Source organism: Ureibacillus sp. FSL K6-0786, from assembly GCF_037965165.1.
In the GTDB taxonomy this organism is placed as follows: Bacteria; Bacillota; Bacilli; order Bacillales_A; family Planococcaceae; genus Ureibacillus; species Ureibacillus thermosphaericus.
Genome location: NZ_CP150191.1, coordinates 601,610 through 624,863, shown reverse-complemented (window position 1 = coordinate 624,863; position 23,254 = coordinate 601,610). Strand labels below are relative to the sequence as shown.

Here is a 23,254-nt window from a genome sequence, read left to right as displayed (position 1 = left end):
ATTAAGAGAGTTGCGGAATTAAACGGTTCATTCTTAATACACCAATTAAATGTTGATAGAATAAAATCGTTTCGGAGTAATAGCAGGAATGTTTAATATCCATTTGAACGGCTTCTTTGCCAATGGCCTTTAACGACTCTTCAAATAATTCTAGCCGTTTAGAAGGTTTTTCTGGAGTGTATGGTATCCCTTCTCTACATATGTATATTGGCATAAAGTTGCTGTCACCAACTGGTTGAAAGGCTACTGCAGGAGAGGCATATGCTTGATTGCCTTTATAAGAAATAAACAAAAAGGCATTATGGAATCTTTTTTCATTTGTACGAATTAATTCACAAAGCTCGTATATATCTCCGTAGCCTTGTCCGAGTTCAACAAACTGTTGCGTCATATTGTTATCATCCTTTCTATGTACATAATAGTAGCATGTTCGAGGTGGTTTGCATATGAAATATATCATTAGTTTTTTTAGTCTGCTAGTTTTGCTTATTAGCGGCGTGCTTTTTTTTCAATACCAAGTTTATTCCGATTATCGAGAGAGCGAAATAGACGATTTTACTTACACGCAAGAAATTGATATTGTATACAGAGGTCAAAGTTTAGATATTCGTCATCACTTTAGAAATTTACCAAATCAAACGATTTCTATCAACTGGCCAGAACAAGCTGTAAACCCCGATTGTTTTATTGAATCAGAAAATAGCTGCAAACGGTTAAGCGAGGATTTTTCTAAATTCCAAGAAAGTGATATACAAACTCAGTCGATCTCATACATAATACCCCTTGATGGAGGATTAAAACCAAATCAATTAATGAAAGATATTTTTGTGACGTTAGAAAATGGTATTGTATCTTATTCAACAGTACATATTACAACTGAACAATCAATTGCTGGAACATGGGTTACAGGTTTACCTTTAGTTGGTCAGCAATCATTATCCCTTGTGCATTATTCAATGTTTAGCGGCACAGGTCCAGTGAAAGAACTTTTTTATGCTGATCATTTACAATTGCAAAATGAACTTGATTTGATTTCTATTTATTCGACAAATAAAATCGAAAACGAATTAGTAGAACAGCTAAATAAAGTGAATTTCTTAAATGATGAACACGTCGCGGTTGTTCATGGTTCGAATCTTTCTGGTAAACAAGGCGAACGTATTTTGTTTTCTAATAATTTGTCAATAGAAGCCTTAAAGGAAGAAGTTATATTGTCCCAATTACGCACGAAATTTCAGTTTGAAAATGTACCTGCATGGGTAACTGAGGTTATGGCTTCGATTTTATCTGATTCTGAGATTGGCGGGGAAAAAGCTAAAGAAATAACAATGACTTTAAAAAGTCGATTGACAGAAGAACAACTTGAACTTTGGAAACAAAAGTTACATGATTTAGAAGGTAAAAAAATCGATGCAGCGCTTTTAGATGAACAATTAAGCGAAGTGTTTGCAAACCATACACAATATTTCCAGTCAAACGTCGCAACTGATGGAGTATTTCCGTTACTATTCAATGATTTCCGAGATGTTTATGTAAATGCTCGATTAGTAGATGACGTTGAAGTAATTTTTAAAGATGGTCAAGTGTTATATTCTGCTGACTCTTTATTACATCATCTCGGTTATGAAACACGAGTTGGGGAAAAAGGTTATTATGTAAATAATGATATTAGACAATATCGTTTTCCTTTTAATCATGAATTTTATGTTTATAACCAAAGACGCTACAATACCGTGTCACAACCAATAAAAGTGATAGCTGATAAGTATTACATTGAAGAGTCTTGGGTGCAAAAGCTATTTTTCATTGAAATGGATAAAAAGAAAGACTCTATTTCCATAAAAAACATTGACACTGAACAACAATAGTGAAAGCTTGGTGATGAAGATGCGAGTAGTAGCCGGTGAAAGGAAAGGGATACCGCTCAGAGCGATTGCCGGAACGACTACGAGACCTACAACGGATAAAGTGAAAGAAGCACTATTTAATATCATCGGGCCTTTTTTCGAAGGTGGAATAGCATTAGATTTATTTGCTGGCAGCGGCGGACTAGGAATTGAAGCATTAAGTAGAGGTGCGGAAAAAGCTATCTTTATTGAGAAAGATCGCCGAGCTGTTCAAGTATTGAAAGAGAATATAAAAAAGTGCCGTTACGAAGAGTTTTCGGAAGTGTATTGTACAGATGCAAGCCGTGCTGTAAAGGCACTGCTAAAAAGGGATATCCAAATAGATTATTTATTTGTTGATCCCCCATATAACAAGCTAGAATATTATGATTACATTTCACTTCTTGTAGAAGGCGGAAAGCTGGCTGACGATGCAATAATCGTTTGTGAACATTCGACTGAAGTACAATTGCCAGATGCTTACGGACGATATTCATGCATCCGAGATGAAACTTATGGAAATACTATTATTTCAATTTATCGAATGAATTAGGGAGAGGGAGAAATTGTCGCAAAAAATTGCAGTAGTACCGGGAAGTTTTGACCCGATTACGAATGGACATTTAGACATTATTAAACGGGCAGCAGATGTATTTGATCTTGTATATGTTGCTGCATTGAAAAATTCTTCAAAAAATCCGTTGTTTACTATTGAAGAAAGACTTGAGTTGATCGAAAAGGTAACGAAGGATATTCCAAATATTCGCGTTGAAAGTTCTTCTGGATTGCTTGTGGATTATGCGAAGTCTCGAAACGCCATCGCTATTGTTCGAGGTTTAAGAGCAGTATCAGACTTCGAATATGAGATGCAAATAACATCGATGAATCGTTTTTTAGATGAATCGATTGAAACATTTTTCATCATGACTAAAAATCAATATTCCTTCTTAAGTTCTAGTATTGTGAAGGAAGTTGCTCGCTATGGTGGAAGCGTAAAAGGATTAGTACCTTGTGAAGTAGAAGAAGCATTAAAGAAGAAATTTCATCAATAATCGAAAACTCGGCAAGATAAAATGCATCTGCCGAGTTTTCTCTTTTTATAAAGTTATAAAAATAATATAAAATATAGCAACGGAATAATAATCGTGATGAGAACTCTTAATAGAATGTAGGGTTTGAGCGAAATGTTTTCACTTTTTGCGATGACTGCTACTTGCATATGAATGCTTAAACTTTGGCTTGATAAGAAAGTAGCCATTAGCAAAGGAAGTATAATTGATTCATCGGCAAAAAACTTATGTGCAATTTGAAGTCCGTTCGTCATTTCTAAAGATGCTGCTGTTAATAGTAGTAGATTTTTATGTATATTTGGCAAAATTGTCTGAATTGTAAACATGACGACGGTATAAATGGTTGTAAAAAAGATGATTGTTGAACCGACGACAAGAACAGTAGGAATACTGTCTTTGATGCTAGAAATGAATGGATTTTCATTTCGTCTAAGGTTGTCTAATTTGATTTCTTGCCGAGGATTGGAACGATGGTAAAAATAATATAACAGCAAAAGGAATAGAGAAACTGTATGATATAAAATTAAATATTGCCAGCTGAAGCGGGTATCATGTAGTAAGTCATGTCCAACAAATCCTAATACGAATAAAGGGCTTGGACTATGACAAATACTTAATAAGCCGTTTGCTTCACTTTTTGAAATTTGATTTGTTCTTTTTAAATAGGCAATGGTTGCGGCACCGGTTGGGAAACCACCGAGTGCACTGATGCCGTATGTTTTAAAATATAATTTGAATCTTGATAAGGAATTTTCCTTTTCAGGTGTTAAGCGAATAAACCATTGTGTTAAAATCAAATACGGAAGTAAATATGGGAATAAAGCTTCCATGAATAGTTGAAGTCCAAGGTCCGCTCCTTTATGAGCGATTCCTGGAAATAGTAATAGTAAACAAATGAGCGTTATACATACGAAAAGATATAGTAGTGGAATAAGCCATCAACTCTTTTCAACTTTTGTTTTTTCGATGAACCAAATGCTAAACTAATATATGCACGATTTAATTTTTTTAGTCTTTTTCGAGCTAACATAGGAGGTGCTTTAACTTTTGAAACATTTTATTACGATAATCGTTACGATGTTGGTTTTATTTTTTTTATCTTTTTACAAGCTGGACTACTATATTATGAAACCTGGAAGCTCCTATGATGTTAGCGAATTTGTTACTGTGGAAAATGGGGATTTGGACGATGAAGGAACAATCAGTCTTATGACGGTTGCAATGGGACCAGCGACACCCTTGACATATCTCATCGCAAAGTTTAAAGAGTATGAAGATATTTTGAAAAAAGAGGAAGTTCACCATAAAGAAGAGGATGAACGGGAATATAACGTTCGTCAATTAAAGCTAATGAAGGATTCACAATTTAATGCTATTTACGTCGCTTATAATAAGGCTGGTTTACCGTATACAGTTGATTATCAGGGCATCACTGTTTTAAATGTATTAGCTGGTGGTGCCAGTGATGGGCAATTAGAGCCTGGAGATAAAATCCAAGAAATTGATGGGAATATTATAAAAAAAGCGGAAGATTTAGTTCATATTTTAGAAACGAAAAAAGAAAATGATGTCGTCCAATTAGTGATTCACCGCAATGATAAATTGCTGGATCGCACTATTACATTAAAGGAAATCCCAGATAGTGATGGGAAGGTTGGTTTAGGGATTACTTATTCCGAAAATAAAACGATTAAAACAGAACCGATGGTAAAAGTGAATGCAGAAGATATTGGAGGACCTTCTGCAGGGTTAATGTTCACTTTAGAAATTCTGAATCAACTGTTAGAAGAAGATATTACAAAGGGATATTTAGTTGCAGGAACTGGAGAAATCCATGAAGACGGCACAGTCGGTCGTATCGGAGGCATTGAAAAGAAAGTTGTTGCAGCTCATGAAGATGGCATGGAAATTTTCTTCGCTCCTGATGATGAAATACCTGAAGAAGTCAAGAAGAATAATCCAGCCATTCTTTCCAATTATGAAGCTGCTGTCAATATCGCAAAAAAATTAAATACCGACATGAAAATCGTGCCGGTAAAAACGATTGACGATGCATTAAATTATTTAGCAAGTCTTCCTGAAAAAGATAAATCGTAATTCTATAATCGTATTGGCGGAGTTTTATAATCTCCGTCAATTTTCTTTTGTGAAAATAATTCAACGCCTAAAGCATACATTTCAGATGCTCTAATGTCGATTTGAAGCATTTGATCCTTTGCTTGTGCTACTCGGCTAATAATCGGCAACTCTAAATTCTTTTTTCTTTCTGATAAATAAGCTTGTCCATTTTTTGTCATTCCAAGTAAACGAATGTAGGTTGGATGCTTGAATTGATGCAATTCATCTTTCGTTATGCCAGTAAAAATGTGCGTCAGCATTCTTTGCAATCTCGTCCAAGTATACCGCTTTGATTTTATGTCTGACATAAATTGTGAAAAGTTTTCACTATGTTTTACATGTTTGATGAGAGCATATTCAATTCCTTCCGAAACATCTGCAAAGGCTCTCAAGTTTTCTGGATTATAACGCATGATGGCATATTTTAATAGTGGCCAGAAAGCATCCCAGTCAACAAATTTTGAAAATTGTTGTTGCCATTCAACAAGATGGACATAAGTTGAATTTGGTACGAAATTACGTATCGCTTCAACATTTCTCTTTTGAAATATTTCTTTACGAATACCAGTTGCACTGGCGATTGTCGATGTTTCATTGATTGCATCGTGATAGCCTGCATGCAATCGTTGAATTGTCATTGGTTGAATTGATAAATTGAATTTTTTTGCAGCGGCAATATAGTGATAACCAAGAATGTTATTTGGTTTGGACAAGTCGATGTAATTTTCATTTTTCTTTTGTTTTAATTGTTCATAAGCGTAATATAAGCTTTGTGGATAACTAGTTCCTGTTGATACGTACTTCTTGATGAGCGCATTATATTCTTCATTATGTTCTTCAATTAGATTAGCAGTGTTAATGAAAGGTTCGAGTTTTCCTTCTTCGCTCCCAAATGAAAAAGCATCGCATTGTAATGCGTCAAGGAGAAATATCGCACCTTCAGCAAATACAGGTGCATTAGCTGTGCTATAAACATATGGTAATTCAACAACGATATCGACACCGCTTTGTAAAGCCATTTTTGCTCGATGCCATTTAGAGACAAGAGAAGGTTCACCTCTTTGTAAAAAGGGGCCACTCATAACAGCGACGACTACATCGGCGTTTGTAATCTTTTTAGATTGGGTAACATGATAGTAATGTCCGTTATGAAATGGATTATACTCAACGACTATTCCAACCGCTTTCATAAAAAAGCCCCTTTCAAATAATACAATCTTTCTTCTAAAATTATCTCTTTAGTTAATACTGAATTATAGAAGCGTTTTTGTAAAGTGACAAGAAAATATCTTGACATCTATATTACCTCATTATATAATCAACATTGTTGTCTCGGGGTGATTCGTGAATGAAATGGTCAATTCATCAACTTTCGAAGTATCGCCATAAAGGAATGCCGATCGATACAGTTGTGCAATTGGATGAAGTGAAAAAGCGAAATCAAGAAATTCGCGATATTTCACCCGTTCATGTAAAAGGTCACTGTACAATCGGAAGTTCACAAATGACTTGTCAGTTTACTTTGACAGCGACCTTAATACTCCCTTGTGCTCGTACTTGGGAGGATGTTGAATTTCCTATTGAAGTTGAGACGGTAGAAGTCTTTAGCTGGGTTGATCCAGAACTTCGGGGAAATGAAGAAGATGAAGATATCCATTACATAGATGGAGAAGTCATCGATTTGAAGCCAGTCTTAGAAGAAATCATTCTTCTTGAAGTGCCGATGCAAGTATTTAAAGAAGGTACTGAAGGTACTATTAAAGGTGGTAAAGACTGGAGTTATTCAACAGAAGAAGACGTTAGTCAAAAAGTAAATGACGAACCAAAAGTGGATCCAAGACTTGCTGGATTAGCTAAGTTTTTTGATCAATCAAAAACAGATGAATAAATCTGCAAGGAGGTGCCAATCATGGCTGTACCATTTAGAAGAACTTCTAAAACTGCTAAAAGAAAACGCCGTACACATTACAAATTATCAGTACCTGGTATGGTGAATTGTCCAAATTGTGGTGAACCAACTTTATCTCACCATGTATGCAAATCTTGCGGACATTACAAAGGTAAAGAAGTGGTAAGTAAATAATAAAGCGTAGATTCGTTATACGCTGCTTACGAAAGACTATTAGAGTGACCATGGCTCTCTAATAGTCTTTTTTTGCATTATGTTCATGAAATAGGTAAAAACCAATTGTTGTCAAAATTTAAAACCTTTATTACTATGAAAACATATCGTATTATGTTGAAATAATATCAAAAAGGGGATGTATTCATTGTCTTACCAAATTGAACAAAAGGACGGTATTCTAACTTTTACTATTGATAGAGAAGAAAAGAGAAATGCAGTAAATGACGAAGTAATGAATGGCCTAAAACAAGTAATTAAACATATTAAAGAGAACAGAGATGTGCGATTTTTAGTTGTTACTGGTGCGGGGGATAAAGCGTTTTGTTCTGGTGGAGATTTGACGGAATTTCATAGTTTAAAAACGGCTGAAGAAGCTTTTGGGATGTTAAGCAAAATGGGAAATATATTATATGAACTTGCTACATTGCATGTTCCAACCATTGCCTTAATTAACGGGACAGCCGTTGGGGGTGGTTGTGAAATCGCTACAGCATGTGATTTTCGTTTGGTGGCAAGTCATGCAAAATGCGGATTTATTCAAGGAACGTTGGCAATTACGACCGGATGGGGTGGCGGTACGTATTTATTTGAACGTGGATTGCGTCATGACCGTGCATTAAAAATGCTGATTGATGCGAAGCCATACACTGCTCAGCAATTATATGAAATTGGTTGGGCTATGAGAATATTTGACGGTCCAAAAGAAGAAGCATTGGAAGCGTTTATTGAAGATATGAAAAAAATTCATCCTTCTGTCCATCATGCATATAAAGAGATTGAACTTCGCAAATGGAGAGAGCGAAATATGTATGGACGTGTTATGGAAGAAATCAAACTTTGTGCAAAACTTTGGGAAAGTGAAGATCATGAAAAAGCAGTTGAACGCTTCTTATCAAAATCAAGCAATCATAAATAATACAAAATATTGTCTTCAACAATACTACTGAATAATCGGTTATATCCATTTGAAAATAGGTCGCGACAAAATTTTTATATGTCGCAACCTATTTTTTTCTATGTTCTTTAATTCTATTTACTCTCTTTTTGCATATAGTAGTAAAAAAATGAGAGGTGATAAGTATGGAAGGGAAAAGAAGGAAAGATCAATGGACAGCTGAAGATGACGAAAAATTAGCAGAGATTGTCATCACAGCTGTACAAAATGGAAGAACTCAATTAGAAGCGTTTGCTGAGGCTGCGCAAGTGCTGAATCGAACAAAGCAGGCTTGCGGTTTCCGCTGGAATAAAACATTAAGGCAACAATATGGTCAAATGTTAAATAGTGTTAGAAAACGACCAAAGCAATTAATGCGAAGCCACTTAAAGCTTGCTCTTAATAGTTTTGATGAATTGACAGAAGCATACAATGAATTAGAACTAAAATATCGAGAGCTTCAAACTGAGCATGATAGAGTGCTAAAATGGCTTCAACAAGGTGCAATATTCATCGAACAACAACAGCAAAAACAGCAGCAAAAACAGCAGCAATAATCGCCATTATTCCTCTTTTTTATCACCATCATCCATCAATCAAGGTAAAGGAAGCTGCAGTTAAATATCGAAAACTTCAAATATTTCCAGTATAATATGAAAAAAAGGGTGTGACACTCTTTCGGTCACACCTTTTTGTCGTTTTCGTTCTTGAAAAAATAAGGATGTACAAACCAGCAAAACAATTAATATCAATTTAATGGAATAAATAAGTTGTAAAGAGGGAAGCGCGTATGAATATAGTTATAATTGGTGCAGGTTCTGTCGGAATGTTGATGTCCTCGTTTTTAGCTGAAAAATATGAAGTAACGTTAATAGTTCGAAGGCTAAAACAAGAAGAAGCAATACGAAAACATGGCCTTTATAGAAAAAATTTGGATGGAACTATTACGAAGAAATATGTGAATGTTACGACTACATATAATGAAATTGCGACAGCATCTTTAGTAATTGTGGCAGTAAAATATACACATCTGCAAGAAGTTTTCCTGCAACTTCAGAAGCTGCCACAGGACATACCAATTTTATTTGTACAAAACGGTTTAGCTCATTTTGAAGAAGCGCTGAAACTTCCTCAACAGACTATTGGATTTGGCTCATGCCAATTCGGTGCACAAAAGGCAAATGATTATACAGTTATTCATAATGGAATTGGTGTGTTAAAATTAGCAGTTGAAAGGGGAAATGACGAGGTTTTTCAATTGTTACACGGGATAGAAAACGAATTGTTTCCTTTACAATTTGTCGATGATGCTGAAAAAATGCTTTTTGAGAAGGCGTTATATAATTGTTTTATCAACCCCTTGACAGCTGTGTTGCAAGTAAAAAACGGCGAATTAATCAACAATATTCATGCGAAAAAATTGTTAAAAGATTTATATGAAGAATTAATGAATGCTTTCCCTGAACAAAGAATGATTGTCTCATTTGAAGATGTTGTTTCGTTGTGCGAAAAAACAGCTTCTAACACTTCTTCGATGTTACAAGATCGATTAATGAATAAGAAAACAGAAGTGGAATCGATTGTCGGAGCAATCATAAAAAAAGCAGAATTAAAAGGTAAAAGCTTACCGACTTTAAAAACGTTATATCATTTAGTGTTGTCACTAGAGGGTGAAAAAACGTGAAATTAGTTTTAACATACATTCTTGGCACCCTAATTTTATTGCCAATGACTGCCTTCATTATTTCATTTTTTTTATTTCGGAAATACTTGAAAAAACAGGCGGACAGTAGTTTTAGTTTAGCAGCAGATATCACGACCTTTTTTTTATTTTTCTCCGTCACCCTCTCCATTGCAACCCTATGGAACTCTACAATAAGTATTGTAGCCGTTGTAATTTCCATATTGATTGCGATGTTGATGACTTATAAAGAATGGAAAACGAAAAAAGAAATTAAAGTATTTCCTTTATTGAGAAGAATATGGCGCATGCAATTTTTATATTTAATTTTCATCTATACGATTGTTTGGATTGTAGGCATTATTCAAAGTATTATATTTTTTATTACATAGATTGAGCCATTTTCTTTTCAGACAATGTTTCAAAGATTACAATATAACAGGAATAAATATTTACTTTCAATGAAATGAACGTATTGAGTTAAGTAGAGGAGTAGTAATATGAAACTGGAAAAATTATCACCAGTTAACAATCAATTGTTATCTGATTATTGGGCGGAAAGTGAACATTTGCTCTCATTTTATCAATATCCATATAAAGATGAATCATTTCGAGTACGAGCTCATTATTTGAGAGAACAAGCGTATAATCGAAAAAGTTTATGTAACGTTATTTATCAGTATATGGAGCCTTTTGGCATTTCAGAAAAATCAATGGAGAATCTAAAAAAATTAGAAAAAGGTGCGTTGGCAGTTGTTGGTGGTCAACAAGCGGGATTGTTGACGGGTCCGCTTTATTCTGTTAATAAAGCAATTAGTGTTATTTTGCTATCGAAAGAACAAAGTGAAAAACTAGGTATTGATGTCGTACCGATTTTTTGGATTGCGGGTGAAGACCACGATATTTTAGAAATTAATCATACTTATACGATTGTCGATGGATTGCCAAAAAAGAAAATTTTTGACGTAGCTCCTCGCAAAAAGACGATTGCTTCCGAAACTCGGTTTGATCATTCGTTAATGAAAGATTATATTGATGAAATTTTTAAAGATTATGGTGAAACGGAATACACGCATGATCTCTATCATTCGGTACTACGACATATGAATGACAGTGAAACATTTACTGATTTCTTCGCTCGTTTAATGAATGATTTATTTAAAGATGAAGGACTGCTAATGATCGATTCGGCGTTTCTACCATTTCGACAATATCAAACTACTTTTTTCCAGCGAATCATCGAAAAAAATGAGGAGATTAGTTTAGCAGTAATTGAAAAGGAACGATTATTAGAAAAGAGAGGGTATGGTACTCCGATTGTTGCAACGGAGGAAAATGCGAACCTCTTTTATGTGCGAGATGGAGAACGATTTTTACTCGAAAGAAAGAATGGCTTATTTGTTAATTCGGCTGCAAACGTAAAATTTACCCTTGAAGAACTTTTACAAATTGCTGAACAATCACCAGAACAACTAAGTAATAATGTGGTAACGAGACCTTTAATGCAAGAAATGTGTTTGCCAGTATTGGCTTTTGTGGCTGGTCCTGGAGAACTTCATTATTGGGCGGCTTTAAAAGATGCATTTGAAGTATTAGACTTACAAATGCCGATTTTAGCCCCAAGGTTAAATATTACTTTTATTACTCGTCGTGTAGAACAACTGCTTTTTGAATATCAACTAACTTTTGAAGATGTTGTGGCTGGTGAAGTGCAAAAAATAATGAAACAATTTATTCAGGATATTCAAGAGGTTGAAGCAGAGGAAAAAATTCAGCGAATCAGAAAGATGTTAGACGAGCAATATGATGAGTTATTACAACTATTGAATGCGAAACAGCTCCATTTGGAAAGGATATTAGAAAGAAATAAGAATTACCACAATATGCAACTTGATTATTTAAGTCAAAAAATCGAACAAGAAGTCTTACTAAAACATCATCACACGATTCGCCGGTTGAATATAATTGTAAGTGAGTTGTATCCAAACAACAATTTCCAAGAACGTGTATTTAACCCATATCAATATTTAAATCTTTATGGCTTTAGTCTTATTACACACTTATTACAATTACCAATGAAAATTGGGAATTATCATTATTTGATAAAATTATAGCGTTTTTTCTATTTTTTTTAGAGCTATCTCGTAGGAGATAGCTTTTTTAATTCTTTTTTCTTATACACTGCTCTGTTTATGGAGTGCAATTGGCATAATTTGTGAAAAGTTTACAAACTATGCGAAGAAATATGTGGTGGAAAGTGGGGGAATGTGGTACATTATTTACTAAAGTGGGGTGAGTAGCATGTTCATGGGAGAATATCAACATACTGTTGATGCCAAAGGACGTTTAATCATACCATCAAAATTCCGTGAATTATTAGGAAATACTTTTGTCATTACCCGGGGTCTTGATAACTGTCTTTTTGGATATCCTATGAACGAATGGCGAAAGCTCGAAGAAAAACTGAAAGACTTGCCAATGACGAAAAAAGATGCAAGAGCATTTGCTAGGTTCTTCTTTTCTGGGGCTACCGAAGTTGAATTAGACAAACAAGGGCGAATTAACATTCCTTCGAATCTTGCTACTTACGCAAAACTTGAAAAAGAATGTGTTATTCTAGGTGTTTCAACCAAGATTGAAATATGGTCTAAAGAACTTTGGGAAGAATATTTCAACGAAGCAGAGGAATCTTTCAATGATATTGCAGAAAATCTTATTGGCTTTGACTTCTAGCGAATACATCGATGAAGGAGCAATCAATTCATGTTCGATCACACAACTGTACTATTAAAAGAAACTGTCGATGGCTTAAATATTCATCCAGACGGAATATATGTGGATTGTACATTAGGTGGTGCTGGTCATAGCGAGTACTTAGTTCAACAACTTTCTAGCAATGGTAGACTAATATGTTTTGATCAAGACTTAACTGCCATTGAACATGCGAAAAAACGTTTGGAAAATTATAAGGATAGAGTGAATTTTGTGCATTCCAATTTCAGGTATATAAAACAGGAATTGGATAAACTTAATATTCAGAAAGTTGATGGTATTCTCTATGATTTAGGAGTTTCCTCACCCCAATTAGATACTCCGGAAAGAGGATTTAGTTACCAGCACGATGCTCCTTTAGATATGCGAATGGATCAAACTCAAGAACTAACTGCCTACCATATTGTAAATGAATGGCCATATGAAGAATTAGTGCGTATTTTTTTCCGTTATGGTGAAGAACAATTTTCAAAGCAAATTGCTCGAAAAATTGAAATGGCAAGGAAAAAAGCACCCATTAAAACAACAGGACAGCTTGTCGATTTAATTAAAGAGGGTATTCCAGCATCTCGTCGCCGTACAGGTGGACATCCAGCAAAGCGAGTTTTCCAAGCAATTCGCATTGCTGTAAATGATGAATTAGGGGCGATTGAAGAGTCGCTGACAGATGCCATTGATTTATTACGTATTGGCGGTAGGATAAGTGTTATCACATTCCACTCTTTGGAAGATCGCATTGTTAAAACTATATTTAAAGAGGCTTCATCATTACCAGAATTACCTCCAGGGTTACCAATCGTACCAGATGAATTCCAACCGGTATTAAAAAATATTACGAAAAAGCCGATTGTTCCATCGGAGGAAGAGTTGTTGGCAAACAATCGGGCGAGATCAGCAAAATTACGTATCGCTGAAAAAATTCATGAAAAAGGGCGTGGCTAAATGGCAGTTCGGGTTAGGCAACCATTATATTATCAACAACAAGAAGTACCCTATCAACAACCCACCAATCAACCAAATACAAGGCAAGTAAAAAAGAAGCAACGTAAAATCATTACTGCAAGGGAAAAGTTTTTATATATCGCATTTGTTATAGTTGTTGCAACTTTATCTGTATTCGTACTACATAAACAAAGCTCAATTCAAAAAACAACGATTGAAATACAAAAAATTGAAAGAGAAATCGCAGAAATTGAAAAAGAAAATGCGGATTTAAAAGTACAGGTTAGCGAATTATCAACATATGAAAGAATTTGGGAAAAAGCCAATTCACTCGGTTTAACTCTTAAAGAAGATAACGTAAAGGTAGTGCCGGGAGAATGAAGAAAAAGAAATTTCGTTTTCAATGGGGAGCCTTTCTAATGTTTTTATTATATGGAGGGCTCTTTTTTGCATTATTCTTAAGGATTACTTACATCCAAATAACTGGACAAGTTGAAGGAGAAGAATTAAAGGCAAGGGCTGCAGCATTGTACCAAAAGGAAGCGGTGATTACTGCTGAACGCGGAAAAATATTAGATCGGAATGGAAATGTAATAGCAGAAGATACGTTAAGCTATCGACTAATCGCCGTTGTCAATCCAGTTGCAACAACAAACCCAAATAACCCACAACATGTTGTAGATCCTGAAAAAACAGCTGAAATATTAGCAAATTATATTGATATGGATGAATCGACTATTTATAAGATATTAACAAAACGAAAGTCGGATGGTGGATATTACTATCAAGTTGAATTCGGTTCTGCGGGAAGAGGAATCAGTCACGAAATCAAAACGAAAATTGAAAAGGAAAAATTACCTGGTATTAAATTTGTAAGTGATACGAAGCGATATTATCCAAACGGTATTTTTGCATCCCATTTAATTGGTTTTACGCAAAGAGAAGAGCAAGAGGATGGAACGTTTATTCCTGTAGGGAAAATGGGATTAGAATTGATTTACAATGAACAATTAACTGGAGAAAATGGGAAAATTGAATATGAAAGTGATGCATTTCACTATTTATTGCCAAACAGAGATAAGATGGTCAAACCAGCGAAAAATGGTGACAATATTTATTTAACAATTGATAAAACGATTCAAAACTTCTTGGAAGATGCGATGACAAATGTGGACCGAGAATATAATCCTGATTCGATGGTTGGCCTTGTAGTAGATGCAAAAACAGGGGAAATTCTTGCATTGTCTCAACGTCCTACATTCGATCCAGAAACTAGAATTGGTTTGGAAAATAACTGGTTAAACTACGTGACACAAGAAGTAATTGAACCAGGGTCTACAATGAAAACATTTACTTTAGCTGCTGCAATTGAGACAGGCAATTGGCATCCGAATGCTACGTATCAATCTGGGGCATATAGAGTGTTGGACAGAACGATTCGGGACCACAATATTCATGGTTGGGGAAGAATTACTTATTTAGAAGGATTTCAACGTTCATCCAATACTGCGATGGCCAATTTGCTAGAACTAATGGGCAATGATACATTTATTGATTATTTAGAAGCCTTTGGATTTGGGAAAAAAACAGGCATAGATTTGCCTGGTGAAGTGACCGGAACCATTTTAACCCGATATCCAATTAACTATGTAACAACTTCATTCGGACAAGGCTCTACTGTGACGCCGATACAGCTAGTCCAAGCCATGACAGCCATTACGAATGATGGTGTTATGATGCAACCATATGTTATTGATAAAATTGTGGATTCTTCCACAGGAAAAGTGATTGAAAATCATCAACCGAAGGAAAAAGGAAAACCGATTTCTGCAAGCACAGCGAAACAAGTAAGAGCAATTTTGGCTTCTACCGTTACTTCGGAAGTAGGTACTGCTAGAAACTATAAAATTGATGGATATGAAGTAGCGGGGAAAACAGGTACTGCTCAAATACCGAATCCAAATGGAAGAGGCTATTTATATGGAAAAAACAATTATTTATATTCCTTCTTAGGTTTTGCCCCTGTTGATGATCCACAATTGATTGTTTATGTAGCAGTGAAAAGACCAAAACTTAAAGGAACTGAAATTGGTTCAGAACCGGTGGAAAAAGTATTTAAGCCTGTAATGGAAAATAGCTTAAAATATTTAAACATTAATCCAGAAGATGCGAAGCCTGTAGAGAAAATAACGATAGGGAACTATATTGGGAAAAAAGCTGCGAAATTAAAACAAGAATTAGAGAGTCAAGGATTAAAAACAATTATTATTGGTGAAGGCGGAGAAATTATTGACCAATATCCGAAAGAAGGAGTTTCAATGGTAAAAGATAGCATCGTCTTTTTAAAAACGGATGGCGTTGTGACATTGCCTTCTTTTGAAAATTGGTCATTGAGAAATTTACTAATCTATAAAGCGATGTCCGGTATAAATATTGAAATCGTAGGAGAAGGCTATGTAGAAAGCCAAAGTGTATCAGAAAATACAATGATTACTGATTCCTCCCCGATTGTTGTTAAATTAAAAACTCCTGAAGAATTATTCCTAATTAGTGGTGAGCAATCTGAGGAATTGCCCCAAGATTAGCTTAGCTTTTGAATAGATGAGAAGTTCGTTTCATACCTTGTAAAAAACGAGGTGTGATGTCGAATGAAGTGGATTTCAACCGTCTCCAAAAAACGGTTGCGGATTGTAATGTACGGCTTTATTCTTTTTGTGATAGCCGCCATCGTCCGACTGTTTATTGTTCAAATTATTCAGCATGACAAGTTGACAGAACTGGCAAAGGAAAACTGGGATCGAGAAATTCCATTTGCTTCAGAAAGAGGAGAAATAGTCGATCGTAACGGTGAAGTCATTGTAACAAATAAATTAGCGCCGACCTTGTATTTTATGCCTGCACAAAATGATAATATTGAACAAGCTGCCAAACAAATTGCTTCTGTCTTAAAAATTGATGAAAAAAAGTTGTATGAAAAAATGAATTCAAAATCGTACTTAGTAAAGCTTGCACCAGAAGCAAAAAACATTACTTATGAACAAGCTGTTGAACTTCAAGGGTTAAAAATTGATGGTCTATATACAGGTGTCGATTATGTTCGACATTACCCTTATGGGAATTTATTATCCCGTTTTATTGGATTCACTGGCTATGATACGCAAGGCTTAGCAGGCATTGAATATCAATATGACAAATACCTCACATCAAAAGATGCGGCAATTCGTTTGTTTACGGATGCAAAAGGAAATACTTTACCACACGTAGATGATGAGTGGCGAGAAGGGCATCAAGGAGCAACTGTACAACTAACAATTGATTTAGAAGTTCAGCAAGTGGTTGAAAGAGAATTGTCGCAAGCGATGAAAAAATATAATGCAGAACAAGCCTTAGCAATCGCCATGAATCCAAATACGGGAGAAATTTTAGCCCTTGCTTCTTATCCTACATACGATCCAAGTAACTTTGAAAAAGTGAAACCTGAAATTTATAACCGCAACTTGCCGGTTTGGATGACCTTTGAGCCAGGATCAACATTTAAAATTATTACACTAGCCGCTGCCATTGAAGAAGGGAAAGTGGATATAGAAAAAGAGAATTTTTATGATAAGGGGTATACAATTGTAGAAGATTCAAGACTTCGCTGTTGGAAGCGCGAGGGACATGGACAACAAACATTTTTACAAGTAGTAGAAAACTCTTGCAACCCGGGGTTTATTGAACTTGGGCAGCGAGTAGGTCCAGATAAGTTATTGCAGTACATTAAAAACTTTGGTTTTGGTGAACCGACTGGATCAAACATTGCCGGAGAAGCGAGCGGCATATTATTCTCAAAAGAAGCTTTTGGACCTGTTGAGCATGCAACAACGTCTTTCGGGCAAGGAATTGCTGTAACGCCTATTCAACAAGTTCAAGCTGTTTCTGCAGCCATTAATGGAGGGAAACTATATAAGCCATATGTCGTTTCAAAAATTGTTGATTCAGAAACGGGAAAAATCATTCTTGAAAATCAACCGGAATTAAAACGTACGGTTATCAGTGAACAAACATCCGAAAAGGTAAGGTATGCGTTAGAATCTGTTGTTGCAAATGGCTCTGGGCGAAACGCATATCGTGATGGACTGCGTATTGGTGGGAAGACAGGAACTGCTCAAAAAGTAGAAAATGGTCGTTATAAGGTTGGGGATTATATTGTTTCTTTCATCGGCTTTGCGCCGAGTAATAATCCTCAAGTCGTTGTATATGTTGCGATTGATAGTCCGAAAAGTTCAGTCGTTTTTGGTAGTACCATTGCAGCACCTATCGTCGGGCAGATTATAGAAGACATTGCGCCAATCATCGGTTTGGAAGTTAATCGGGAAGGGCAATTGGAAAAGCAGTATCGTTGGGGAGATCCAATGACAGAACGGGTACCAAACTTAGTTGGAATGAAAGTGGATGAAATCATGAAGCTTCAATACCCATTTCATATTGAAATGCATGGAACAGGAAAAGTTGTAAAAAGTCAATTACCTGAACCTGATAATATTATTGAAGTGGATGGAACGATTCATTTATATTTAGGAGATTAAATAGAATTGAATTTTACTGCTCCTGCGGCAAGGAAGCTTTTCCCCGCGGGAGTTCATCAATAACAAGAGGGAGTTTCCTTATTTTGTTAATAGTACCATGCTTCCATCTATGATATTGTAGAAATCGATTCAGAATGAAGTTTTTGAGGGAGATCTAACATGTCTATTGAAATAACAATAACTATTTTAGCAGTATCCTTTCTTATTTCAGTAATATTGGGGCCGTTGATAATACCAATACTTCGACGGCTGAAGTTTGGTCAAAGTATTAGAACTGAAGGTCCCAAATCTCATATGAAAAAAGCCGGAACGCCAACGATGGGTGGAGTGATTTTCTTAATTTCCATTGTTACAACTACAATCGTTGTTGGAAAAATGCTTCAATTATTTACTACCCAATCCGTTGTTATGTTATTAGTTTTGGCAGGATTTGGTGTCATCGGATTACTAGATGATGGCATTAAAATTGTTTTTAAAAGAAATTTAGGTTTGACTTCATTGCAAAAATTAGTCGGTCAAATCATTATTTCAATTTTAGCCTTTTTACTATTAAGGCTAGGTACATTTGATACTTCCATCAGCATTCCTTTTACCGACTGGTCGGTTGATTTAGGAATACTTTACGTGGCCTTCTTAATTTTTTGGCTCGTTGGTTTTTCCAATGCTGTCAATTTAACAGATGGTTTAGATGGATTGGTGGCTGGCACAGCATCAATCGCCTTTAGTGCCTTTGGCGTCATCGCACTATTTAATGGGCAGACGGATGTGGCATTATTTACTTTTGCAGTAACAGGAGCTTTGCTAGGATTTTTAATTTTCAATGCGAATCCTGCAAAGGTATTTATGGGAGATACGGGTTCTCTCGCTCTTGGAGGAGCTCTAGGACTCGTATCTGTCATTGTAAAGGAAGAGTTATTGCTATTACTTATTGGGCTAGTTTTTGTAATTGAAACATTATCTGTTATCCTACAAGTAGTAAGTTTTAAAGCGAGAGGAAAACGCATATTTAAAATGGCCCCTATCCATCACCATTTTGAATTGTCTGGATGGTCGGAGCGAAAAGTTGTTGCTGTATTCTGGTCAACGGCATTACTAGTAGCAATGATTGCTGTGATAGCGGAGGCATATTTATGATTCATACAACAAAATTTCAACATAAAAAAGTTTTAGTATTAGGTTTAGCAAAAAGCGGTGTAGCAGCTTCAATGCTTCTACATAAACTTGGGGCATTTGTAACAGTTAATGATGCGAAGCCATTCGAAGAAAATCCCGATGCTCAAAATCTATTGAAAATGGGAATTACAGTAATATGTGGAAGACATCCAGAAGATTTGTTAGATGAAGGTTTCGAACTTGTTGTAAAAAATCCTGGCATTCCTTATACGAATTCAATTGTCAAAGATGCTTTGAAAAAGAATATACCTGTCATTACTGAAATTGAATTAGCATATCTAGTAAGCGAAGCACCAATGATTGGTATTACAGGAACAAACGGCAAAACGACGACGACGACATTAATTTTTGAAATGTTAAAAGCGGGGAATCGCAAGCCGAAAATTGCTGGAAATATTGGGACTGTAGCATGCGGTGTTGCTGAAAATGCCAGCATTGATGAAGTAATTGTAACGGAATTATCATCTTTTCAATTAATGGGGATTGAACAATTTAAGCCCAAAATTGCAGTGTTAACAAATTTATATGATGCACATTTAGACTATCATGGAACTTTTGAGGAATATGCAAAAGCGAAATTTGGTATTACCAAAAATCAAACAGAAGAAGATTATTTAATCTTCAACAAAGATCAAGATGTGGTTGCAGATTGGGCAAGTAAATCCAATGCAACAAAAATTCCATTCAGCATAAAAGGTCGCATGAAAGAAGGAATTAGTGCTGATGATTCAATGATTTACTGGGAAGGAGAACCGTTTATCCATCGAGAATTGATTGCCTTACCCGGTAAACACAATTTGCAAAATATATTAGCAGCTATTGCTGCTTGCAACATTTATGGATGCGACAAATCAGCGATGGAAGAAGTGTTAAAAAACTTTTCTGGTGTTCGCCATCGTACTCAATTTGTACGTGAATGGAAAGGTCGAAAAATTTATAACGATTCCAAGGCGACGAATTGCTTAGCAACAAAAGTAGCTTTAGAAGCATTTCATCAGCCGATTGTATTAATTGCTGGTGGACTTGATCGAGGACATTCCTTTGAGGAATTACGTGAAGCAATGAAGAATGTAAAAGCTGTAGTAGCTTTGGGAGAAACGAAACACCGATTTATCGAATTTGCAAAATCTTGCAATGTTAAGAAATGGGACATTGCTACAAATATCGAGGAAGCTGTTGAAAAGGCTGCGCAACTATCTGAGAATGGCGACGTTATATTATTGTCCCCAGCTTGCGCTAGTTGGGATCAATATAAAAGCTTTGAAGTGCGGGGAGATTTATTTATCGAGGCGGCAATGAAACTTTCTTAAAAAGCCAACTTGATTTTGAAGCAAAAATTATTAGGAAAGGATGCCATCACTGAAATTTACGTATAAAAGGCTATTTATCATTTCGGCATTCATACTTTCGATTATTGGTGTGATTTTCATTTATTCGGCAGGTACATATTGGAGTGCGATTCACTATGAAGGTGAAATTCCTTTTTACATTAAACAATCCATTTATCTTATATTGGCATTAATTGTCTTCAACATTGTTTCGAATATGCCGATATTTCACAATGAAAAAACATGGATTAGCTTATATATATTTTCTCTCGTACTCCTTGTTCTTGTCTTAATTCCAGGAATTGGTCTTGAGCGGAATGGATCACAAAGCTGGATCGGAATTGGTCCATTGACAGTTCAACCTGCCGAATTAGTAAAAATTACGACATTAATGTATTTAAGTTTTCTATTAAGCAAAGTGCCAAACGGCGAACGGGTTGTCCGACTCCAGCACTTCCTCATTATCCTGATCCCAAGTGCTTTAATCATGTTACAACCCGATTTCGGATCTGTGTTTATTTTAATTGTATCCTCTTTTATATTGCTCTTCATTGCAAGATATCCAATAAAACTGTATGTTGCATTTATCTTGCTTGGGGTTGCCGGATTAATCGGGCTAATTGCTACGGCTCCTTATCGCTTGAAACGAATTGAGGCTTTCATTGATCCATGGCAAGATCCATTAGGAAGCGGTTTCCAAGCGGTACAGTCTTTGCTAGCCATTGGACCTGCTGGGTTACTCGGGCATGGATTTCAACAAAGTAGACAAAAATTTTTATATTTGCCAGAGCCGCAAAATGATTTTATTTTTTCAATTATTTTAGAGGAAATCGGTTTTTTGGGCGGTTGTTTAATCATTGGACTGTTCTGTTTATTTATCTATTCCGGAATAGGATTAGCTCTGCAAGCAACTAGAAGCTTTGATTTTTTCGCCATTAGTTCCCTTGTAGCAATGATTGGTTTTCAAGCAGCGTTAAATATTGGTGTTGTAATCGGGCTGATTCCTGTAACTGGTGTGACATTACCATTTATTAGTTATGGCGGTACTTCGTTAATGATTATTTGGTTTATTGTTGGCGTCATCGTTTCAATATCCAATCGAACCGTATAAATTGGAAAGGAGGAGTAAAAATGGACAAAGTCATTGATATAGAAGAACGCATACCAACTTTGAAGAAAAAAAGAAGAAGAAGAACAAACATAAAGTTTGCTGTCATCATATCACTATTTGTCGCGACGTTATTTTTACTCCTTTATTTCCAATCTCCTTATAGTAATATACAAAAAATTTCGGTCCATGGAGCGGACTTGGCAAAAGAAGAATATTATTTAAAAAAGTCTGGACTTGAAATCGGCCATTCAATGTGGGGGTTTAAAACTTCAAACGTTGAAGAAAGTTTACAAGACGAATGGGTCAAACATGTAGTCGTAAGACGAAAATTGCTTACAACAGTAGAAATTGAAATAGAAGAATTTCGAAAAGTAGCCTACATCTTTGAAAATAATTATTTTTATCCGATATTGGAAAATGGGGTTGTTTATAAACAATCAGAAGAATTTCCTCCAATTGATGCACCAATCTTTTTGCATTTCCATGATGAGGACTTAAGAAAATTAGTACTAAAAGAATTGGCAGAACTTGATGAAGAGGTGCTAACATTAATTTCACAAATTAATTTAACTTCTACAGAAACGGATCCATTTGCGATTACATTGTTTATGAACGATGGCTATGAAGTAAGGGCGGAAATTACTTCTCTAGCTGAAAAACTTAAATATTATCCGGCAATCGTTGCTCAAATCGAAAGCACTGGAGAGTATGAAAAGGGAATTATCGATATTGAAGTTGGTTCTTATTACAAACCCTATTCAGAAGAATATAAGGTTTTGAATATAGGTACGCAAACCGATAGTGAGAAGGAAGAACAGGATGTGGAAAATGATGAATCCACTTCATAAGAAAAAACAAAATAAATTTAAGCGAAAACATTTTATCCTTCTATTCGTTAGTATCGTAACAGGTTTCATTATTGGCTATGCCTATAATTTGGCAAGAGACGATAAACAATTTGATTCGAATTATTTTGAACAGGAAGATATATACCGCACAGAGCTTATTGAGCAACAAGAGAGAAATAAAGAATTGATGGATGAGCTCAATGCATTAAAAGCTCAAATAAGAGAATATGAAAAGTCTTTTACTGAAAGTACAAATGACTATAAAGAATTAGCACAGGAAGCTGAAAAATTGAGGCTAATACTAGGCGAATTGCCTGCTCATGGTGAAGGAATCAGAGTTACACTAAAAGACGGACATTACAACCCGAAATCGACAAATCCAAATGACTATATTGTTCATGAAAGTCATATTTTTATGGTCATTAATGAATTAAAAATTTCCGGTGCTGAAGCAATTGCTATAAATGGACATCGATTGAAACCAAATTCTTATATTCATTGCAATGGTCCTGTGATTACGGTGGATGGAACACAATATCCTGCTCCTTTTGAAATTGAAGCAATCGGAAATTCAGAAACATTAATTTCTTCTTTAAAAATAGCAGGTGGAGTTTTTGATCAATTATTAAATGATTCAATTATCGTAACTATTCAAGCATTGGATAATATTGAAATGCCTTCAATAAATTCTTAAAAGG

24 protein-coding genes are annotated in these 23,254 nt (G+C 35.4%); 21 read left to right on the top strand and 3 right to left on the bottom strand.

The window, feature by feature from the left end; all coding sequences use genetic code 11:
- Position 1: 1 nt before the first annotated feature.
- Positions 2-391, bottom strand: coding sequence for a hypothetical protein (locus tag NSQ18_RS03130; protein ID WP_016837528.1), 390 nt, complete (start codon positions 389-391; stop codon positions 2-4).
- Positions 392-446: 55 nt separating this feature from the next.
- On the opposite strand from NSQ18_RS03130, the gene NSQ18_RS03125 reads away from it, so the two are divergent.
- Genes NSQ18_RS03125 through coaD form a run of 3 tightly spaced genes read left to right on the top strand, consistent with a single transcriptional unit; the run spans position 447 to position 2,938 of the window.
- Complete coding sequence (locus NSQ18_RS03125; protein WP_016837527.1) at positions 447-1,868, top strand: hypothetical protein; 1,422 nt, start codon at positions 447-449, stop codon at positions 1,866-1,868.
- 13 nt (positions 1,869-1,881) lie between these two features.
- Positions 1,882-2,439 carry a 16S rRNA (guanine(966)-N(2))-methyltransferase RsmD gene (gene rsmD, locus NSQ18_RS03120; RefSeq protein WP_322788819.1) on the top strand — a complete coding sequence of 186 codons (558 nt, stop codon included), beginning with the start codon at positions 1,882-1,884 and terminating at the stop codon, positions 2,437-2,439.
- Positions 2,440-2,452: 13 nt separating this feature from the next.
- Positions 2,453-2,938, top strand: coding sequence for a pantetheine-phosphate adenylyltransferase (gene coaD / locus NSQ18_RS03115; protein ID WP_016837525.1), 486 nt, complete (start codon positions 2,453-2,455; stop codon positions 2,936-2,938).
- 53 nt (positions 2,939-2,991) lie between these two features.
- On the opposite strand, the gene NSQ18_RS03110 is transcribed toward coaD, so the two are convergent.
- Positions 2,992-3,786: a hypothetical protein gene (locus tag NSQ18_RS03110; RefSeq protein WP_016837524.1), complete on the bottom strand. Its 795-nt coding sequence runs from the start codon at positions 3,784-3,786 to the stop codon at positions 2,992-2,994.
- Positions 3,787-4,003: 217 nt separating this feature from the next.
- On the opposite strand from NSQ18_RS03110, the gene NSQ18_RS03105 reads away from it, so the two are divergent.
- Positions 4,004-5,053, top strand: coding sequence for a SepM family pheromone-processing serine protease (locus tag NSQ18_RS03105; RefSeq protein WP_016837523.1), 1,050 nt, complete (start codon positions 4,004-4,006; stop codon positions 5,051-5,053).
- Positions 5,054-5,055: 2 nt separating this feature from the next.
- On the opposite strand, the gene NSQ18_RS03100 is transcribed toward NSQ18_RS03105, so the two are convergent.
- Positions 5,056-6,264, bottom strand: coding sequence for a nucleotidyltransferase (locus tag NSQ18_RS03100; RefSeq protein WP_168411945.1), 1,209 nt, complete (start codon positions 6,262-6,264; stop codon positions 5,056-5,058).
- Between the two features lie 158 nt (positions 6,265-6,422).
- On the opposite strand from NSQ18_RS03100, the gene NSQ18_RS03095 reads away from it, so the two are divergent.
- From NSQ18_RS03095 to NSQ18_RS03015, 17 genes are all read left to right on the top strand, one after another.
- Entirely contained in the window at positions 6,423-6,962 is a 540-nt protein-coding gene (locus NSQ18_RS03095) for a YceD family protein (protein WP_016837520.1), read from the top strand.
- A gap of 21 nt (positions 6,963-6,983) precedes the next feature.
- Positions 6,984-7,157, top strand: a complete 174-nt coding sequence (rpmF, locus tag NSQ18_RS03090; RefSeq protein WP_016837519.1) for a 50S ribosomal protein L32 — start codon at positions 6,984-6,986, stop codon at positions 7,155-7,157.
- A 187-nt stretch (positions 7,158-7,344) separates the two neighbouring features.
- Entirely contained in the window at positions 7,345-8,115 is a 771-nt protein-coding gene (locus NSQ18_RS03085) for an enoyl-CoA hydratase/isomerase family protein (protein ID WP_016837518.1), read from the top strand.
- A gap of 164 nt (positions 8,116-8,279) precedes the next feature.
- The gene (locus tag NSQ18_RS03080; protein WP_339288923.1) at positions 8,280-8,690 is read left to right on the top strand and encodes a transcriptional regulator; all 411 of its coding nucleotides are present in this window, start codon (positions 8,280-8,282) and stop codon (positions 8,688-8,690) included.
- Between the two features lie 233 nt (positions 8,691-8,923).
- Positions 8,924-9,817, top strand: a complete 894-nt coding sequence (locus NSQ18_RS03075) for a 2-dehydropantoate 2-reductase (RefSeq protein ID WP_016837516.1) — start codon at positions 8,924-8,926, stop codon at positions 9,815-9,817.
- Complete coding sequence (locus tag NSQ18_RS03070) at positions 9,814-10,206, top strand: DUF3397 family protein (protein ID WP_339288921.1); 393 nt, start codon at positions 9,814-9,816, stop codon at positions 10,204-10,206. The genes NSQ18_RS03075 and NSQ18_RS03070 overlap by 4 nt, the downstream gene beginning before the upstream one ends.
- Before the next feature lie 108 nt (positions 10,207-10,314).
- Positions 10,315-11,928, top strand: a complete 1,614-nt coding sequence (bshC, locus tag NSQ18_RS03065; RefSeq protein WP_016837514.1) for a bacillithiol biosynthesis cysteine-adding enzyme BshC — start codon at positions 10,315-10,317, stop codon at positions 11,926-11,928.
- Between the two features lie 187 nt (positions 11,929-12,115).
- Complete coding sequence (gene mraZ / locus NSQ18_RS03060; RefSeq protein ID WP_016837513.1) at positions 12,116-12,547, top strand: division/cell wall cluster transcriptional repressor MraZ; 432 nt, start codon at positions 12,116-12,118, stop codon at positions 12,545-12,547.
- Between the two features lie 30 nt (positions 12,548-12,577).
- Positions 12,578-13,528 carry a 16S rRNA (cytosine(1402)-N(4))-methyltransferase RsmH gene (rsmH, locus tag NSQ18_RS03055; protein WP_016837512.1) on the top strand — a complete coding sequence of 317 codons (951 nt, stop codon included), beginning with the start codon at positions 12,578-12,580 and terminating at the stop codon, positions 13,526-13,528.
- Positions 13,529-13,909: a cell division protein FtsL gene (gene ftsL / locus NSQ18_RS03050; RefSeq protein ID WP_016837511.1), complete on the top strand. Its 381-nt coding sequence runs from the start codon at positions 13,529-13,531 to the stop codon at positions 13,907-13,909.
- 38 nt (positions 13,910-13,947) lie between these two features.
- Complete coding sequence (locus tag NSQ18_RS03045; RefSeq protein WP_040764450.1) at positions 13,948-16,113, top strand: penicillin-binding transpeptidase domain-containing protein; 2,166 nt, start codon at positions 13,948-13,950, stop codon at positions 16,111-16,113.
- A gap of 63 nt (positions 16,114-16,176) precedes the next feature.
- Entirely contained in the window at positions 16,177-18,096 is a 1,920-nt protein-coding gene (locus NSQ18_RS03040) for a stage V sporulation protein D (protein WP_339288918.1), read from the top strand.
- A gap of 159 nt (positions 18,097-18,255) precedes the next feature.
- Positions 18,256-19,230, top strand: coding sequence for a phospho-N-acetylmuramoyl-pentapeptide-transferase (gene mraY, locus NSQ18_RS03035; protein WP_096550594.1), 975 nt, complete (start codon positions 18,256-18,258; stop codon positions 19,228-19,230).
- The gene (murD, locus tag NSQ18_RS03030) at positions 19,227-20,579 is read left to right on the top strand and encodes a UDP-N-acetylmuramoyl-L-alanine--D-glutamate ligase (RefSeq protein WP_016837507.1); all 1,353 of its coding nucleotides are present in this window, start codon (positions 19,227-19,229) and stop codon (positions 20,577-20,579) included. Before mraY ends, murD begins: the two co-directional genes overlap by 4 nt.
- Positions 20,580-20,619: 40 nt before the next feature.
- Complete coding sequence (locus NSQ18_RS03025; RefSeq protein WP_016837506.1) at positions 20,620-21,708, top strand: putative peptidoglycan glycosyltransferase FtsW; 1,089 nt, start codon at positions 20,620-20,622, stop codon at positions 21,706-21,708.
- Between the two features lie 20 nt (positions 21,709-21,728).
- Positions 21,729-22,556, top strand: a complete 828-nt coding sequence (locus NSQ18_RS03020; protein WP_339288914.1) for an FtsQ-type POTRA domain-containing protein — start codon at positions 21,729-21,731, stop codon at positions 22,554-22,556.
- On the top strand, positions 22,537-23,250 hold the full coding sequence (locus NSQ18_RS03015; protein ID WP_026019002.1) for a DUF881 domain-containing protein: 714 nt from the start codon (positions 22,537-22,539) through the stop codon (positions 23,248-23,250). The genes NSQ18_RS03020 and NSQ18_RS03015 overlap by 20 nt, the downstream gene beginning before the upstream one ends.
- Positions 23,251-23,254: the final 4 nt, after the last annotated feature.

Excerpts from the sequence above, each read along its gene's own strand:
- NSQ18_RS03130 (WP_016837528.1), bottom strand. The coding sequence starts at position 391 with ATGACGCAACAGTTTGTTGAACTCGGACAAGGCTACGGAGATATATAC.
- NSQ18_RS03125 (WP_016837527.1), top strand. The coding sequence starts at position 447 with ATGAAATATATCATTAGTTTTTTTAGTCTGCTAGTTTTGCTTATTAGC.
- rsmD (WP_322788819.1), top strand. The coding sequence starts at position 1,882 with ATGAAGATGCGAGTAGTAGCCGGTGAAAGGAAAGGGATACCGCTCAGA.
- NSQ18_RS03110 (WP_016837524.1), bottom strand. The coding sequence starts at position 3,786 with ATGGAAGCTTTATTCCCATATTTACTTCCGTATTTGATTTTAACACAA.
- NSQ18_RS03100 (WP_168411945.1), bottom strand. The coding sequence starts at position 6,264 with ATGAAAGCGGTTGGAATAGTCGTTGAGTATAATCCATTTCATAACGGA.
- NSQ18_RS03095 (WP_016837520.1), top strand. The coding sequence starts at position 6,423 with ATGAAATGGTCAATTCATCAACTTTCGAAGTATCGCCATAAAGGAATG.
- rpmF (WP_016837519.1), top strand. The coding sequence starts at position 6,984 with ATGGCTGTACCATTTAGAAGAACTTCTAAAACTGCTAAAAGAAAACGC.
- NSQ18_RS03080 (WP_339288923.1), top strand. The coding sequence starts at position 8,280 with ATGGAAGGGAAAAGAAGGAAAGATCAATGGACAGCTGAAGATGACGAA.
- NSQ18_RS03075 (WP_016837516.1), top strand. The coding sequence starts at position 8,924 with ATGAATATAGTTATAATTGGTGCAGGTTCTGTCGGAATGTTGATGTCC.
- bshC (WP_016837514.1), top strand. The coding sequence starts at position 10,315 with ATGAAACTGGAAAAATTATCACCAGTTAACAATCAATTGTTATCTGAT.
- mraZ (WP_016837513.1), top strand. The coding sequence starts at position 12,116 with ATGTTCATGGGAGAATATCAACATACTGTTGATGCCAAAGGACGTTTA.
- rsmH (WP_016837512.1), top strand. The coding sequence starts at position 12,578 with ATGTTCGATCACACAACTGTACTATTAAAAGAAACTGTCGATGGCTTA.
- ftsL (WP_016837511.1), top strand. The coding sequence starts at position 13,529 with ATGGCAGTTCGGGTTAGGCAACCATTATATTATCAACAACAAGAAGTA.
- NSQ18_RS03045 (WP_040764450.1), top strand. The coding sequence starts at position 13,948 with ATGTTTTTATTATATGGAGGGCTCTTTTTTGCATTATTCTTAAGGATT.
- NSQ18_RS03040 (WP_339288918.1), top strand. The coding sequence starts at position 16,177 with ATGAAGTGGATTTCAACCGTCTCCAAAAAACGGTTGCGGATTGTAATG.
- mraY (WP_096550594.1), top strand. The coding sequence starts at position 18,256 with ATGTCTATTGAAATAACAATAACTATTTTAGCAGTATCCTTTCTTATT.
- murD (WP_016837507.1), top strand. The coding sequence starts at position 19,227 with ATGATTCATACAACAAAATTTCAACATAAAAAAGTTTTAGTATTAGGT.
- NSQ18_RS03025 (WP_016837506.1), top strand. The coding sequence starts at position 20,620 with ATGCCATCACTGAAATTTACGTATAAAAGGCTATTTATCATTTCGGCA.
- NSQ18_RS03020 (WP_339288914.1), top strand. The coding sequence starts at position 21,729 with ATGGACAAAGTCATTGATATAGAAGAACGCATACCAACTTTGAAGAAA.
- NSQ18_RS03015 (WP_026019002.1), top strand. The coding sequence starts at position 22,537 with ATGATGAATCCACTTCATAAGAAAAAACAAAATAAATTTAAGCGAAAA.